Annotated in this window: 1 protein-coding gene (running past one end of the window); it reads right to left on the bottom strand. The window is 39.2% G+C overall.

The genetic code is table 11. The features are described from left to right. The coding region annotated (locus ACE01R_RS16445; RefSeq protein WP_395552585.1) for a CARDB domain-containing protein crosses the window boundary (this coding region is incomplete at its 3' end): on the bottom strand, positions 1-18,957 show 18,957 of its 28,373 nt. The annotated region extends 9,416 nt beyond the left edge of the window.

The raw sequence follows: 18,957 nt of genomic DNA, 5'->3' as shown, positions 1-18,957 counted from the left end.
ATTAATTTGACCTTCGGCTTGATAGGTGATACTTACACCTTGTGGCGCATCGACCACACTCCATTGGAACTGATTACCATCAAGATCGACAGCATCCAAATCCAGTGTCCAGGTTTCATTAACCTTGGCAATTAACTGATTTTCATCATAGCTAATCACAGGAGGCTGATTGTCATACGGCAATGCAAAAACCTGATGTGAAAGATCAAATTTTAATAAGCGTGCAGCATCTGAAGAAAGCGTTAAATCTTCTGCTTTCACCACAGATACCGTGATGCCAGACAGACTTTCGCCCGCTTTTAAGCTGCCACCATGTGCCTGTATATAGCTTCCCAGATCAAGCAGCCACAATTCATCCTGAACGCCCTGTCCCTGCTGACCTGTCACAATGCTACCATTAAAGTAGTGACCTGGATCCAGTAGGAGTAATAAAGGCCCTTGAATATTGTCCTGTCCGATATTGGTCAGTTTTACATCATAACTGACTGTACCATTCAGACGGTCAGCCCGGGTTTTATCAAATCCAATGCTGACAAAGGCACTGTAGTCGGTCACTGTAGTAAATGCCGCAGTATAGACACCTTCCAGTCGGGTCTGCTTCGCACTTTGCAGATTTGATGAAACCTCAATTCGCCACTGACCTGCTGCCATATTTGGCAAGGTCAGAATGACGCTATTGGTTGCTTTATCCCATTTCACCGCTTCAGGAATCAGGGTTTGATTGACATTTTTACCCAATCCGACAAAACGGTAATTCTCTGGGTTAAGGACACTGGCAACATCACTGCTGTCATTGCCATTGTTGCCCAGCCACATCGCCTGATCAAAACCAAGCGTTGCATAACTTAATGGCAACGGTAAATATGCACCATCCTGAATTGAACTTGAAATCACTGTTGGAGCTTTCAGCAATGCAATTTCATCAATGCTATTGGTCTGTGCAACCAGAATGCGCTGATCATGGGTAATCAAGATGGATTCACCACGTGAACCACCTTTAGCCAACTGCACCGCCTGATGCTTGGCCAGGCTGATCATCCATACGGATGAATTTTCAATTTTGACCAGCGACTTGCTGTTGTTGGTCAGCTGCTGGCTATTGTTCGCTGAAGCAAACAGCAAGCCTTCAAATGCCGATCCTTTTTGCCCAAATACCAGACTGTCGATTAAGCCATTCAGGGTATATTCAACTTCAGCACGGCCTTTGGTCTTGCCTGATAACGGCATGCTGATGATATCAGTCTTGCCTAGATTGGACAAAATATTCGCACTGGTCCAGCGTACTGCCCATAAACGGCCATCAGGACCAAAAGCAAGATCTGACACCAGCGAATTGGAGAAATGCGTCCAACGCTGACCTTCAGGAGCATTGATATCAAAAATTTCGATGCCATTACCTGAAGATACATAAATACGGTCTGTTTCTGGTTCAACTACAATAGCATGTGTTAATGGCTCATTCGCAGAACCCTTAAATCTTTCTATGATCTGGCCTGTAGAATAATCCAGTAGCCACAACTCGGCACCTGTCAGTACCCATAATTGACCTTTGGAATCCAGTGCCATATCCATAATTGGCTGGTCAAAAGTAAATAATGGTTTCTGCGTCGCACCGCCATCTTCAGCATAAATAAACAGCTGATTACGGTATTCTCCTGCGCTCACTAAAATACTGTGATCCGGCAATTCGATCATTGCCAGCGCACCAACCTCACCTTGGCTGGCATTAAAGCCACTTGCAAAAGCATTCAGGGTAAATGGAGACAATATTGAATTCAGGTCTGTACTTTGATTTTTATCAATTTGTCCTGCAAAACCCTTCTGTGCTTCTGTAAACAGTGCATTATCTAAATAATCACGGTCCTGGGCAGCCTGAGGCATCTGTGCAGTCTGTTGTAGCGACTCATTACTGCCAATTTCACTCAGAACCTGCTGACGGGAACCATCATCCGGGATAACGGCGTTGCTTACTTTGGCAGTTTCCTGATTACCCGCAATATCTGTCGCTACAGCAAGGAATTCATAATATTTTCCTGCCTGACCAACAAATAAAGCCTCACCTGCAGCCTGTGTGAGCTGTTTTTTCCAGATTTTGAAATCACCGCCATTTTCAGCCACATACAAGGTGACATAACGGATACCACTTAAATCATCCTGAGCAGTCCAGTCCACTTTATAATGAACCTGGTCTGCAACCGGGCTTTGCTGAGAAGTCACGTTAAGCACAGTAGCCGGACGATGATTATCCAGTACATAAGTGTAAACCTGACTGTCTACCGGCGGCGTATCATTCAGATAAATTCGGGCCTGGGTAACAATTTCCTCACCCGATGCCGACGTTTCCAACGACTGAACGGTATAACCGACAAAACCTTTATTATTTCCATCAATTTTTAATAGCGAATGTAAATCCAGTTTTGACACTTCGCCTGTCGCCGGATCAATCGCCTGGATTAACCAGTTCAATACTTTATTTTCAGCATCTACACCTGCACTGACTCGAAGAATAAAGCCAAGACTGCCGGTAAAATCAAAATCGCTGGTGAAACTGCTGCGGTTCTCAGGAACATGAATATTGATATCGCCAATTTTAATGTCAGTCAGACGCACGCTATAAGGATCAAGCTGTTCATCAATTTGAGAAACCAGACGAATCTGATTTAAAGAAGTCTCACTGCTATTCTGGAAACTGATTTTATATGGCAATGCGGTTTCTGCCGGTACATAGGATTTGCCATCTGTATGCGGCATCACCGAAGGTCCCTGTACACGAATCACATCGTTATTCACTGTCGCCATTTGCTGCAAGTACTGTTTTAACGCCAGTGCCTGAGCACCTACCGGATTGAAATCTTCATCCAATAGACCCAGTTTACGCAGGTATTCAAGATAGGACTGATCCCCGACAAATACATTGAAGTTAATAAAGTGAGGGTTGTCCTGATTGTTCAGCAATAAGTCTTCAGCAGTAATATTTTCAGGCACAGGGATTTCTACAAAGACGCCTTCATCATTGGAACGCGTTTCGTAATAAGCCACCTTCGCTTTTAATGCTTCAGGATCGCCCGCCCATTTGGACGTATCGCCATACCATTGCTGAATCTGTTCAAAGAATGCCTTGATGCTTGCCTGTGATTTATAACTTTCACCTGCTTTAGACAATAACAGACCGGTTGCCAGATTGGCGGTCAGGCTGAGTACATTGATGTTCTCACGAATGGCCGGTGCTTCATTTTCCGGACGTAATAATCCTGCTTCTTCCAATGCCGCCAGCCAGCCTTGCACCCATTGCGTCTCATCAGCTGCCAGTGCTTTCAGGTTCATGCTGGCAGATGCATCTTCCACAATGGCATCACGCATTTTCAGTGCATGCTGCACCTGATCCTGAATGAATTCTGCACGGCTGATTGGTGTTGCTGCCGCAGTAATATTGAAACGGAAAGCCAGCGCCATGGCTTCCTGATCAGTCAGTCGCTCTTCTGGATCAAGGAAGCGTGTTGCTAGCCCAGGTGCAATTTTATTTAAATCATAAATACCATTATCCAATAGTCCCTGCGTTTTCCACTCAGGATGAATCATGTAAAGCTGCTCTCTCAGCCCTTCAAAATCCATTTCAATCCATTCTTTAAGACCCGGATAAGTCTTCAGGCTAAAGGTGAACCCGGTAAAACCAGCAGCATTAAAGTCAAATGCATAACCTGGAGCAAGGTTAATACCCGCAGTATTCAGTGTGCTGTCCAGACTTGCCCATGGAATATTTTGCAGCTGGCTCTGATCGGTTGGCGTTACGCCATATTGTTGGGTATTTGCCTGATCGCCATAGATAATGCCGGCAGGCTGACCACCCACATTTGAACCAAAAATCAGGAATGGTAAATTCAGGCCCTCAAGCAAGTACTCGTTATAGCCCATTTCCACTGCACCAATGTCAATACGCACATATGGCGTATCCACATTGGTCAAACTTTGCAATGAAACACTGTATAAAGAGCTGTTTCCTGGCTCGACACTGTTCACTCCCCCCAGACCAATGGTGACATCAGGCTCGATGGCACGCTCCACCAGATAGCGATACGGTTCAGTCACACGGTCGCCATTTGGATTCACCACTACAATGTCATACAGACCATGTGGTACTTCACGAAGGTCAAATACCGCACGGATATGGGTTGCATCAATCACCTGCCAGCGTTCTGGTTCAATTTCGAAGACACCCGGACGGCTTAATTTCACCAGTGCCCCTGCAGCAAACTGCGCACCATAAATATCGACTGTCACCCAGCGATAATCGTCTGTACCTGTTCCGCCCTGATCAGGGGTAACCTTGGTAATAGATAACGGTAAAGTTTCTGCAATGATAGTTGCTGCTGTATTTTTCGCAGAGTTGCTTGACTTAACCAGAATATAATAACTACCGGCTTGTGTCGTCGGCACCACTATTTCCTGATCAGGTGAATTTGCCAGTGTATAGGCATAATCGTACTGACCGCTTCCCGGTACTGCTTCATAACGGATATACAGTTCGTTTGAACCTTGCAGCGCACTTGAATCCAGACGGATACGCAAGGTTTCGCCTTCGTTGACATCTACCTTGTATAAATAGCTGTTGCCACTGCTTAAAGGCAGGTCCGTGCTGGTATTCAGCAATAATTTTGGCACTATCACTGCAATGGTAGATGCAGAAGCCGTTTCATTATTTGCCTCGTTTGGAGCAACATTCAGACCTGTTTCGGTATAAATGATACTGCCTTCATAAACTTCATTATAAATATCAGGACGCACGACAATGTACCATTGTCCATCCTGAATAGCAGGAAGCATCGCCTCCACAGAACCGGTATAAGTCCCCTGAGCGCTTAAACCGCCATTATGGGCATAACGTCCAAGCAAAAGATCCTGATTATCCCAGACATTGTCACGCGACAGATAGACCGCATCTGACCACCGGCCATGTGCCTGATATTCGGACTTGTTCTGCACGGTATATTGAACCGTAAGCTTTTCACCCGTTTTCACCTGACCAGGCATCACGATGTCTGTGACCTGCAAATCGACAGGGTCTGGCTGAATAATCAGCAAGGGTTGCAATGCCGCAGTGGCATTGTTTAGATCATTGTCAAATTCAAATACTTTTCCTGTTGCACCATCACGATAATAAGCAGGATCCGTAATCACAAAGACGTAGTAGGTTCCCTTCATATCTGTCGGAATCTGTGCCTGAATTGAGGCGGTATATTCCGCACCTGCGGCTAATCCTGTGCCATGATTGACATAGCCCAGAAGTTTGTCCTTGTTCAAGTCGAGTACGCGGTCTGTCGAAATATAAATCAGGTCAGTCCAGGATTTTTGATCGCCCGGTGTTTTTCCTCCCATGTTTTTAACAACATAGGAAATATCAACTTTCTGTCCTGAAATCACGCTCAGTGGGCTGTTTACAGTGACCACCTGTAAATCAGGTGGGCTAACATAATTAACGTTCAGCTCAATTGATTTTTCATTATTGCCTTCATCCCTGAACTCAAGAACAGCTCCCTGATCGTATTGGCGTACCTTATCAATGGTATCCAGTGACTTACGAATTGAAGAAGGAACTGGCTCTTCCCAGTCTTTGGTGTAATTCGTATCAGTCTTGACAATAATGTTGAATTTTCCACCAATTGCCGATGGAAGGGTAAATGTGGCCGATTGAGTATAACTTTGCCCGACTTTCAGTACATCGACCTTGCCTTCAGCATTGTAAATCGTGGTTTGTTTTACTCTTGAGAAAACTTCAAACTCACTACCACGGTCCACCAGCGGATAGTCCGCCATATCAATGTTATCGTCCAGTGACAGGTAGATGCCGTCATACCAGGATGAAACGCGGGTATCTCGGGTTCCATTATTGGTGACTGTCCAAGTAACGGTAATGGTATCTCCCGCATCCGGGGCAGGATTGGAAACCTGAATATCCTGAATGACCAGATCAGGCTCACGATAAATAATATCCAGTGAAGTCTGATTGATATTGTTGGATACCGCACCTTTTTCAAATACGGTGGAGAGGTAATGTTCTAATGCGCCATCATTTGAACTTGGCCATGACTGGGCTTCAGATGGATAATATATTTTTCCATAATAATCCATCCGCGCATCACTGATCACATAGATATAATATTTACCATCATAGCCGGCAGGTACATTGAACTGTCCTGTAGACGTATAAGTCTGTCCTGACTTCAGCCCTTGAACATTCGAATGAGTCACTGAACCAATCACTATAGAATATTCAGGCATATAGTTTGGATATGCACTAATCAGTACATAATCGCTCCAAGACTGGGTGCCAGCCCAAACATCTGCACCCTTATTTTCAACCGTCCAGGAAATATTGACTTTTTCCCCAGAATAAACTTGAGAATCGACCAGTACTTCTTTCACTGCCAGATCGGCCGGTGCATTAATGACCTCAGAAGCAATAGCTAATGCATTATTATCTTTAGCCTTTTCTGTACGTACCTGATTTTTCTGGTTGAGCAATTGACCTGTATTGGTTTGTACAACCAGATATAGACCGGAAACAGACGGTGCCAGCTCAGTAATACTTTGTTCTACCGTATAGGTTTCATTATAGCCCAGCTTTCTGTTCTGAGTAAATTCACCCAGTTTCCATTTAATCTTGGCTTTGCCTAGGTCTGCATTGTCCGCCAGCCAGACCTCATCAGTCCATTTACCCTCAAATTCATCTGCACGGTTTTTCACGGTATAACTGAACTGATAAGCACTACCGGTCTGAGTCAGCGCAGGCGCTTTAACATCAATTACGGTAAAGTCTGGTGGTGTATAACCCAGAACGCTGATTGCTCTTGCCTTGAAATTATTGTTATTAAATTGAGTTGGATCATCCAGGTTAATGTTGCTGGCAAGTGTATCTTCCAGAATCACATCATAAGTATCACTCCAGACGGTAATATAGTACTGCCCTGAATAGGTTCCTTCTGGAATAGTGACCGTCAGATTTCCTAAATAATCTTCCCCTATTTCAAGATGTCCAGTATGGCGAATTTCACCGAGTTTAATATCGCCTTTGGAAGGATTTGGCTGACGTTTATCTACAGTTAGCCAGATACTGTCTACCCAGCTCGCAGTACTGCTGTCGTCACCCTGAGTTTTGGCCGAGCCTTTATTGGTTACCTTGTAATCGACCGTAATTTTACTGCCATGTGTGACCTGATCAGGCGCAACTACATCGCTGGCAACCAGATCTGCAAATGGAACCGGCTCAACAAATAATTTCTGTACACGGACATTGTTGGTTTCATTTGGATATTCATCCACAGAAGATGTCTGATCCGCCACCACAATAATGTACACATCACCACGGTAACGCAGCGGAATGGTAAAATCTTCAGTCATGGTGGTATAGCTTTGTGTTGTTGCCAAAGCTGAACCACTGTTATAACGACCAATCAAAATGTCATCTGAACCGAGTTTTCCGTCCAGAGATAAATATACCGAATCTTTCCACTGGGATGATGTCACCAGTGGTCCCATGTTGGATACGGTAAATTTCGCACTGATTTTTCCACCAGCAACCACTGAATCCGGTATTTCAATATCTGTCACACGCAAGTCTGGACGTGCATTCAGGTCAACACGCAGTACACCATCAGAAACCAGGATATTGTTCTGTCTATTGCCAGCCAGCTCATAAATCTGGTTGCCTGTATTGGTGGTGACTTCCAGACGCCAAGCCCCTTCAAGGCGGGCAGGCAGCCGGATTTTTTCCGTGCGGCTATAGGTTTTACCCATTTCCACACCCTGGGTATAACTGTAGTTACCCAGTGCAATGGCATTTTTGCTGTTATCTATGGAAACCAGTCGTACCGAATCATTCCAGGCGCCTGTAGCATCCTTCAGGCCAATGTTACGTACTGTCCAGCTAAATTCGATTTCCCGCCCTTCAAATGCAGATTCAGGCAGGATAATATTTTCAACCACCAAGTCCGGATAGTCTGCAAGCTGGATACTGGTTGATACACCATTATGGCTATTGTTTTTATCGTAGATAAACTCGAAAACATTATTACCATAATCGGTAGCCACATTCAGGTAATAAGTCCCATTTAAGCCATCAGGCAATCGAATATTCAGGCTGTGCTCATAAACACCACCCGTAGCCAGATAACCCAGATGTTTTACAGATCCAAGCTGCCATAATTGACCACTACCGTCTGCATTACTGCTCAGCCAGATATTGTCCACCCAGGTGTCTTTATCTGTAATGCCAATACCATTATTGGCAACCGTCCAGGAAATCCGCGTTGAAGCGCCACTGTAAAACTGGCCTAAATTTTCCACCTCAACATTAACAATCTGCAAGTCGGCATAAGCCTTTGGCATAACATTGACAGCATGATCCGCTTTGAGCGTGTTGTTGTCTTCCAATCCATTTTCCCAGACCTGTTTCAGGCTGTCTGTTTGTACAAAGACAAAACCATTTCGGGTGAAATTCGGACCAAAACGATATTCTACAGATGAGGTATAAGCTTCATTTTTCGGTAATGCACCATCCCGAACGACCTTACCTAAAATTATGTCATCTGAATTGCCCAGTACATTGTCCGTAGAATAAATGACTGTATCCGTCCAGGTTGTATTGATGCCTGCACCGGTTCCCATATTGGAAACCGTCCATTCCACTTTGAGCAGTGCCGGATCAGCAATAGTCTGCTCAGGAACACGAATATCCGTCACCACCAAATCGGCATATAAAGCTTTGGCAATATCCAAGGACTGAAGATATTTATTGTTAGCCTCTGCATCTTTTTCCGCATTGTTATTGCTGGCATCCGTCACAATAATCAAGCGCCATTTGCCTGACAAATCCAGCGGGAATTTATAATTCAGCACTGATGAAACAGAAGACTGACCGGCAATTTCCGTATGGGTGACTTCTCCAATTTTGATATCTCTGCTATCAGCTACATCATCTAGCGACAGATAGACAATATCTTTCACATTTCCAGCTTTAGCTGCCCCCTGGTTATAGGTTGTCCAGGAGATTTCAATCTCCTGTCCACCCTGCAGAACACCTGTCGTCTGAATATTTCCAGCAATTAAATCTGTACTAATCAGTTCTATGACCGTGTTTGCAATATGACTTACAACATTTAGCTCACGAACATAATTATTTGCATCTGAACTTACTTCGAGTTTCCATTGACCTAAAGCAAGGTTCGGAACAGTAAGACTAACCTCCTGGGTTATTTTTCCACCTTTAACAATATTTCTATTAAAGGATGCAGGAGAAGCAGACAAATTATAAATCTGAGTTGGATCGTTCACATTAACCAGGCGGAAACTGTCGTATACAAAACCAGTAAAATCTGCTGTCCCTTGATTTTCCAGTGAATACGATAATTTAACAACTTGCCCAGATTGCCATTGTGGTTGTACCTGAAGATTAGAAAGTAAAATATCTGGTAATTTTTCGCCTTCCAGAGAAACAGATGCGGAAACCACAGTATTGTTAGCAGTATGTTCAGGCTCATAGGCTGCGCCATAACTATCTATTTTGACAAATATATAATATTGCCCTAATAATTTATTGAGTGAAAAATCCAAATATGCTTCATAAGCTTCACCTGTTGCCAATCCACCTGCTCTGGTGACAGAACCGATTACTGTCGCATTAGCATCAAAAACCGATTGAGTCGAAATATAAACAGTATCTACCCAACGATTAATATCTGTCGATAAATTCCCATTATTCGTTACTTTCCAGGTAATACGGCTTGATTCATTCACACCCAGTACCACAGGTGAGCTAATAATTTCTGGAACCAGATCAGAGAAAGTTTTTATGACATTGAATTGAGAAGAAATAGCCTGGTTATTCAACCTTGTATCTGGCTCTTTAACACTCTGATTAACATCACTCATAACAGCAATATAATAGGTGCCTTCCAGGCGGGTTGGAATTTTAACAGCAGTGTTTTGTTGATAGCTTTCACCAGGATTCAATTCTTTAATGCGATTAAAACTTGCCAGTGAAATATCATCCGCATTTCCGATAATTGAATCCCGACTTAATACAATACGGTCTACCCATTGACCTTGCGCAGCTTTTTCGCCCAAATTAGATACAGTCCACTGAATTTGAGCAAAAGTACCCGAACCCGCTTCAACTGGAACAACAATATTAGAGACAGCTATATCGGCATAGGTTTGCGAAGTAGAAACAAATTGTGTAGACAGGCTATTATTGGATTCTGCATTTCCAAGTTCATTAACCTCATAAATTACACCCTGACCAGCAATATTATTGTCCGCTGTAACTTCGACAATGAACTGCCCCACACCTGCAAGCCCATCGGGTAAATTAAAACTAAAATGACGATCACGTGTTTCACCCGCCAATAATGGTTTGGCATCCTGGCCTGTAAATGCTGCGGCAAAATTCAGTATAACCCTACCAGGCGTTCCATCTGAATTTTTCTCTCTTACAACAATTCTATCCTGGAAGTTTTTCGGTGTCGCAACACTACCCTGGTTGTAATCTTGCCAATTCAACGTCACCAGATCACCAGCTTGTAATTGCTGCTGTTCAATCTGTAAATTCTTCATGACCAAGTCAGGACCTGCAACCACTTCCATGCGTGATTCATTATCCGACTCCAAGGAACCTGCTGTATCAAACTCGGGGATCGCATTTAAAGCATCAACTTTTACAGTAACCACAAATCTGCCAATGGCATTACTTTCTGATGGCCATTTAAAAGTAAATTGATGGGAAGCAGATTCAGCTACAGCGATATTTTGATTATTTTGCTGAATATCCTGGCGTGAAATAACAGCACCTGTGGTTAAATTGACGATCTCTACTCGTTCAACCCATGAACCTACTGCAGCTGTATTTCCATTATTTTTTGTTGACCAGCTTAATGTTACATTATCACCTGTTTGCCAGTTTGCGCCAGGTGTTAACAATAATTGATCGACCTGTAAATTTGGATAATCTCGTATTGTACTTACAAAACTTTGACTTAAATGATTATTCTGTTTTGCTTGAACCGTTTCTTTTTGAGCATTGTAATAGTCACTGTCTATAATGACTTCAAACTCCCCCACACCCAAAACACCCTCTGGCAAACGAATAAAAGCCTTACGAAGTGCTGTCTGTTGTGGCAATAAACTTCCTGACTCCTGTTCTGAATATGCCAATAAACTTTGTGCTAAAATCTCTCCAGTTACTTTATTCTTAATCAAAACACGATCTGTAAAGTCCCCAAAAGTTGACTGCAGCCCCAGGTTTGTTACAGCCCACTGAATTTCAAGTAGACTACCCGATTGAATATTTTGCTGTAGTACAGCTTGTATAGATAGATCCCCAACACTTAGATCAGCTTTTCTTTGGGCATTATTTAAATCAATGATAAGTGGCTCTGCAGGTGCATGAACATATACCGTCATGCGGTAAGGTAACTCTATATCACGAGCATCCCGCTCATCCAGTAAAATCGTGTATTTTCCTGATACCGTTGCAACAAACTCTGAACCCAGGTTATCCATTTCGGAGCGTGAAATAGTTTGCTTCCGCCCATAAGGATCGATAACAATTAAATTGGTTGCATAGTTATATTTCCAGACATTATTATAATAACCTGTTGTTTTTGAAATTAAGTCTTCAAAGTCTATAAATATTCGATCACCAGCTTTCGCCTCAATCTGATAAACTTGCTTTTCACCCAAAGGTTTCAAACGATCTTCAACAACTGTTCCACTTTCAATTTGCTGTACCTGAGTGAAATCAACCAGCTTAAATCCATAACTTTTATTACCAAACTCTTGTGTTGAAACCTTAAACTGATACCGACCTGCACTTAAAGAAATTGGATTATAATAAGAATTTAAAGCATAACTTCCAGTTAGGCTTCCATCCAAATTAAAAATTTGAAGTGTAACTCCATCATTATTTGTATAATTCAACTGATCCAAATAAAAAGTGGTTGTTTTATCTAAATTTAAACTATAAAAGTGCGCCTGATTATTATTGGTCAAATTGCCTGTATTTATTCCGTTCAACAGAATCGGTTGGGTGTTGCTATTTTTTTGTTCACCAAGCCAGTCAATTTGAAATGTAACCTGTCCTGAATAATTATAACCATCTACATCATAATAATAATTATTCGTAATATCAAAAACAACATAATATTTACCAGGTGAGTTCAAATAAATACTATTTGAATCTATAGAAGAAGACTGATCCGAAGACACCACCAATTGTGCATATTGATTATAAATTTTATAGATTGGATAATTATTAATATAGCCCAAGGTGTTAAATTGTATATTACCCGCCTGAGTGACATTAAATTCATAAATATTATTCGCTTGTCGTAACTGACTATTGCCTGTTGTTACGGACTGACCCAGTTCAACTTCAATTTTATTTTCATTAATATTAATCCATTTAAACCCTACTGAAGCTGAATTATATTGAGATTTCCCTCTAACGACATAATCACCCATGCTTAAATAGACCAATCCATTCGAATTGGAAAGTACTTGTTGCTGATCCTGCAAATTAACTACCTTGATGGAACCATAGCTATAAAAATCCCAATTCAATGCAATTCGATCTAAATAATATAGACCCGCTTCTTCCACCTTAAAATAAAATAAATCCAGATCCTTAGTGCTATTCGCAACTGCTCCACTCCATGTTTCTTCTGAAACAAAATCATTCGGCACCACTCGTGGTAAAATATAATTTACAAATGGATTTAATGCACCGATACGACGAGTGATTTGAATTGTGTTTTGACCTGTTGATGCGGCAACAAGATTAGTATTATCCGTTGCACTATAATTACGATTAGCCGAGCCACTCAAGCCTATGTAATAAATCCCTGTATCACTAACATTGTAAAAATAATTATTATTCGTGTCACCATAATTAGAACTGAACACTTGTTGGCCACTCGCATTAAAAATACGAGTTAGGTAATTTGAACTTGTATATGCATTTATTACCAACTGATCACCAGCCGTCAGCATAAGCTGATACATATCTACATCTTTATTGACATTCGACCCATCACCAACCTCTGTTTCCAAAGTAAATTGTGTGCCCTGAGCTACAAAAATCTCCTGCGCTGTTGCCAATGTATCACCCGCATCCACAGGCACTGCCAGCTTCAGGCTTTGACGCTCAAAATACAGACTTTTTTGTACCAGTTCCTGTGTGCTTGAAATCTTTAAATAATACACACCTGTGGAAGCTATTGAAAATGTGCCTTCCTGATCTAAAATATTTAATTGAGCACCATTTTTATCCAGCAATACAATCTGGCTCTTTTCCAGCCGTGCAAAAAGTTGGTCTCCCTGATTCAACATGACACGATAGTAACGATCTGTTTGTACGGGTTGATCTATAGACAGGGTTTCTTCACCCTCAATGAATAATTCTTTCGCACTTGCAATATTTGCACCTAAGCTACCAGATTTATCATCTGCAATAAAACCGGCATTAAATTGATAAACAGCATCATTATCAGTATTTGAACTTATTTCTAAACGATACACCCCAGCTTTCACATAGACTTTTGCCGATTGCAGAGTGGTTAAATTATTATATTGAGATATTAAATTATTACTCGGACCATACAATCTCAAATACATAGTAGATTGATTAAATTTTAAATCATTTAAATTCAACCAACCATCACTATCTACGTTCAACTGGAATGAATGCGTACTATCAGACGTGACTAATGTACCAGAAACTCCCTGATTAAAAACAAGTGGTTGTATTTTATTTTCTACTGGATTCACATATACAGTAAGTTGTTTTTCTATTTTAGTTGCATCAGAACGCTTCACCAAAACATATAGATTAGCGGCATTAGATATAAAAGAGGGAGCTCCATTATTTGAATAATAATTATTAAGCAGAATATTTCCAGATTCATCGAAAACTGTGTAATATAAATTATTTGAGTTCACAAAATCTATATTATATTTTTTACCAACTTCTGCACTTAATGCGTATATTGCTATATTTTGATTTGCTGCCAGATTCTCTTTTAAAGGTTCTACACTATCCACTACCTTGTTATTGTCGTGTAATGATAATAATCTGAGTTGATAAGCTCCCAATCCTGTTCGATCAGAATAAAACTCGAATGAATGATCACCCGCAGGCAATGAAACCACCTGATACTGATTCGATGACAGATTAATTCCTATACGGTTTCCTTTTGCATCGATTAACTTGGCATATCCAACACCACCTGATACCGAATCTAAAATTACAGTTTGTGCTTGATCTAAATGCAATTTATATTGATGCAGCTCGCCCGCTTCAGACAATGTACCAGATATCGTTTGATTTAATTGAACGTCCTGGGTAATCACCTGCGGCGTACTTACTTTAACCGTTGTAGTACGTTGTTGCTTCCGCTGTGATTCATCTGAACCTTGTAGTGCTAAATAATAGATTCCATCTTTTTTTAAATTTACTTTTACTGCATAATCATAATTAAAATACTGAGTACTGGACGTTATATAATTTCCTTCATCATCATATAAGTACCATGCCGAACTTCGATAGTCATTTATATTACGCGTATCAATCACCCAATTTTGACCAGCCTTCCCAGTTATTTTCCAAACAGTTGCTTCGGCACTTTGATTGACTGTTTTAGAGATACCCTGATCCAGTGGTAAATCTAACGCTTGCTTTAAATCAGTGATAGTAAAATTAAACTGTCGCGTAGTATTTTCATAATTAAAATTATTTTGAACAACAAAATCATAACTACCTGCTTCCAAAGTAACTACCTGGTTTGCATAAGCATTTCCGGCATTTACTGTCCATAATGAAGTTGTAGAATATGTAGGCTTTAAAATATAATCCAATCCATTGCCTAATGTTGCTAAATTGATTTGTGTTTTTTCAGCAATGTTAAACCTGTATATTTTTTGATTATTATCAACATAGTTAACATTATCAATTACCGAAATCCCAACACTATAGGTATTAACTGTTTGCTTTTGTTTCAGATTAAATGTAACATTATTATTATAACCTCTAAAATTCCAACCATTAATATTACTATATGAATATTCACGAGCAGATGTAACTAGGTAATACTGACCAGAATCTTTAACCTTAAAATTCGCCCCTTTATTACCCATTAACGTATAAACCAAAGACCCTTCTTGGTTATACAAATAGTATTTCACTTTAGATGAATACTCACTACTCTCATTAGAGTAATAAATATAACTATAACTTGGTGATAAATCATACTCCTGTCCTGCGGTGAGATTTAGTTTTAAAACTTTATTAGGTACACTATTACTGTAAGTTACAGTAATACCTTGCGTTTCAGCAATCGTCTCCAGCGCCTTAATATTTGAAATTTTTAGAGATAATTGACGCGATTGACTGGAAATAGCCTGTATATTTTTTACTTCAATAGTATACTGACCAGGTTTTAAAAAATATGATTTATTATCACCATACCAATAAAGTTGCTGAGTAATTTCATTTCCATACTCATCAAACAATTGATAAGTGTACTCCGATTGATTTGGTGTAAACTCAACCAATCCTGCTTCAGCAATATTAAACTTAAGTACATTAATTTGATTTTGTTTATAAAAATCAATTTTAACATCCTCACCAAGACTTACGTTTTTAGATTCAGAGGATTGTGATATTAATGAAAATTGAAAATTATTAAGTGCAACACTTCCATTTAATGAATAGATGAATATCTTATAATTTTCAAAATATTCATTCAAATTCAAGCTCAGAATATTTTCACTTAACACACCACCTTGAGTTAATTTACCACTCGAATCATAAATGCGATAATTTAAACCATCCCAATTTGCAGCATTTTGAGCTTTAATAAAATATGTTTTATTTTCATTGGAATTCAATTGATAAACAAATGCCGATTGATTACTAAAATTTGCGACCTGGACTATATTTTCTTCTAAATTTACAGATTGGTTTGAAATCTTAAACGTAAATGCTTCAGCTTGTTTTACACCTGTTAACTCTAAACGATAATTCCCTTCAGATAGCCATTGTACAAATCCAGGAGTGCTTAAATCTCCATCAAAAACCAACCCTTTCTCTAAATTATAAATTTTTGCATGAGAGAATGATAATTTATCCATTGTGAAGGCATAACTATCAGGCTGACTTACAATAAATTCAAAAGATTGATTCTCAATAACCTGTTGTGTCGTAACACTGATCACTTCATTTGGCTGAATCGATTGCGCTGTATCTTTAGATGGCACTTGAATAGTATTTTCGGCAATATTTACCGACAAAACCTGTTCAGATGTAGTGCGGTTGGAGATTCCAATAAATACTTCTTTTTGATACGTTGTTAAAAAACTCAGTTCAGTTGCACCCACATCACTGGAAGCTAAAATATTACCTACACTATCCCAAACAGTCACTTTGGTATTAACACTTAAATTTTGATCAAATATAAGTTTATATTCTTTATTATTGCTTACATTCAAACTAAATACTTTCGAATTAAACCCTGCCACTGATACAGATGTATCAGCTTCCAACAATAATTCCTGATTTATTTTTTCGGAATAAATCAGGAATTTTTGATCTATGTCTTCCATCAAATTTTTATAACTAATAACTTGATATTGACCTTTCTCTAAATATACTGGTTTTAAATTGACAGAATCATTTCTGAATAAATCCAACTCGATATTTTTGCCAATAATTTTTGTATCAATCGCATACTTCGAGCTATCAATATCAAAAAAATATAATCCACTCTTTTCAATATTAATATTATTAATTATTTTAGAATAATTAGCATCTCCTTTAAAATTAATATTTAAGACTGCATCCTGACTAAGTGTTAATTGATTTTCTTTCGTTAGCTGTCCATGTCCCGCATCAATAATTTCATATTCAACTTTTTTTTCTGTTCCAGCATTTGGAACCAGCCATAAATATTTCGAATTTTCTGCCAAATCAATTAAAGCAGAACTTCCTTTGGAATTTAAGTTTCCAAACTCATCCGTTAAATACCAGCTAACAGGAAAATTTAGACCACGATATGTAAAATTTTGATTATTATTGACTGATATTTGCTTTTTATCAGATGTTAGTTTAATAGTTAAGTTTAACTCAGCATTATAATACCCACCTGAATTATCACCAGTTACTACATTAAAACGACCATTATCTCTATAAGCATGAAATGCAAGAAAAAAATCACCTGAATTATTAAAAGTATAATTTAAAGGACTGTCATCCGTAGAAGCTATACGATTTCCATTGTTATCAAATATCGTCAAGTAGCCATCAAAACCATTACCATTTGGTGTTGAAACATAAAGCTGATCACCCTGATTAACGATTATTCGATATACATCCACATCCCCTTTAGAATCCGCATTATCACCAAGCACAACTTTTAGCACTGTATCCTGATTACTTTTTAAATTCAAAAATTGTGCAGCTCCTATCTGATTTCCCACATCCTTGTAATTATAGCTACCATTTTGCGAGACTTGATACAAGTTGGTTATCTTGACTTCAATAGATTCATCATTTTCATTTTCTATAGCAGTATCATTAAAGATGTTAAAACTTTGGTTATCTACCGTAGTTAATGCAAAATAATACTTTTGATCAACTTTTGAAGTAAATTCAAATGATTGTGAATTTTCATTTTTGATCACGATGCCATTTTTATCATAAACTTTAAAATTAACAACCTTATCTGTCGTAAATTTTAATATTTCATTTTCTAATAACGTATAAGAATAGACTTCGGCTTTCTGCTCACCTATTCTTGCAGTGTAAAACTGACTATTATTGTCTATGTAAATTTGATCTAAGCCATAATTTAATTGAATAATTTTAGTTTCATTTAAGTTTGAATCAAAAGCCACGTGACCATTTTGTTGCATTTCTGCGTCTGAATTCAAACCTGATTTAACTTTAAATGAAAAATTTCCTAAGATATTCGTCAGACTGCCAATTTCGATACGGTACAGCCCTGCTTTCAAAAACAGAGGTGCAAAATTAATATCATTTGCTATTGTATCTGTTACACGAATTTCCTTATTCCACTCATCTTTAATCGTGATTGTATAATTATTCAAGCCTGCCGAAAGTTTATCCAATATAACCCATTGATCACTTTGTAAATTCAATTCATAAACATTGAGTTGAGATGGCACTTTAAATTCGGCATTAATTTTATCTTCAATTTGTACAGGCTGAACCGTAGGGCTTGAATGATATAGTTTAAAGTTCGTTAGCAATGTGTCGTTTAATTCTGACCCTTCAATACTTAACCAATATGTTCCATTCTTTGTTGCTGTAAATCCCAGATCATTCAATAAATTATTTTTATTTACCACTACTTTTGCATCAGGATCAAAAACACTCCAGGATCCATAAGACTGTTGCACTGACAAAGAATCAAAAAATAAACGGTCACCTGCCTGTACATCAAAACGATAAAGCACTGTGCCCGATGCAGGAGTTAACTCTAAAGCTGTGTCTTTATTTAATGCTAAAGACTCTGCACTTTCTTCACCAATGAGATGGAATTCAAAATTAGTTTTTATATCATCTAAAGCATCTACCGTTAAGGTATAAGTGTCTGGTTGCAAATCTAAAAAGAGGTGACTTTGGGAGGTGAAATTTGTTGTACTGAATTGATTGCCTAACTGAGAACCTTGTAAGTTCCATTGCATTTTATTGTTATCTATTCCATCGAAGAAGAATTTTGTCTTTTCAGTAATAACAAACTCGTATTGCTTTTGTTCTCCGGGCTGATCAATACTTCCTGAAATCTCCTGTACCCCAGGCATTAAATCTGCTGAAAGCAATAATTTTGGTTCTAATTGCTCAATTGTCCACATTTGTTCCTGAGCTGTGTGCTTGTTATTACGACTCAT

It is taken from the genome of Acinetobacter sp. BSP-28 (assembly GCF_044130285.1).
In the GTDB taxonomy this organism is placed as follows: Bacteria; Pseudomonadota; Gammaproteobacteria; order Pseudomonadales; family Moraxellaceae; genus Acinetobacter.
The sequence above is the reverse complement of the archived record's forward strand: the minus strand, read 5'-3'. Positions and strand labels throughout refer to the sequence as shown.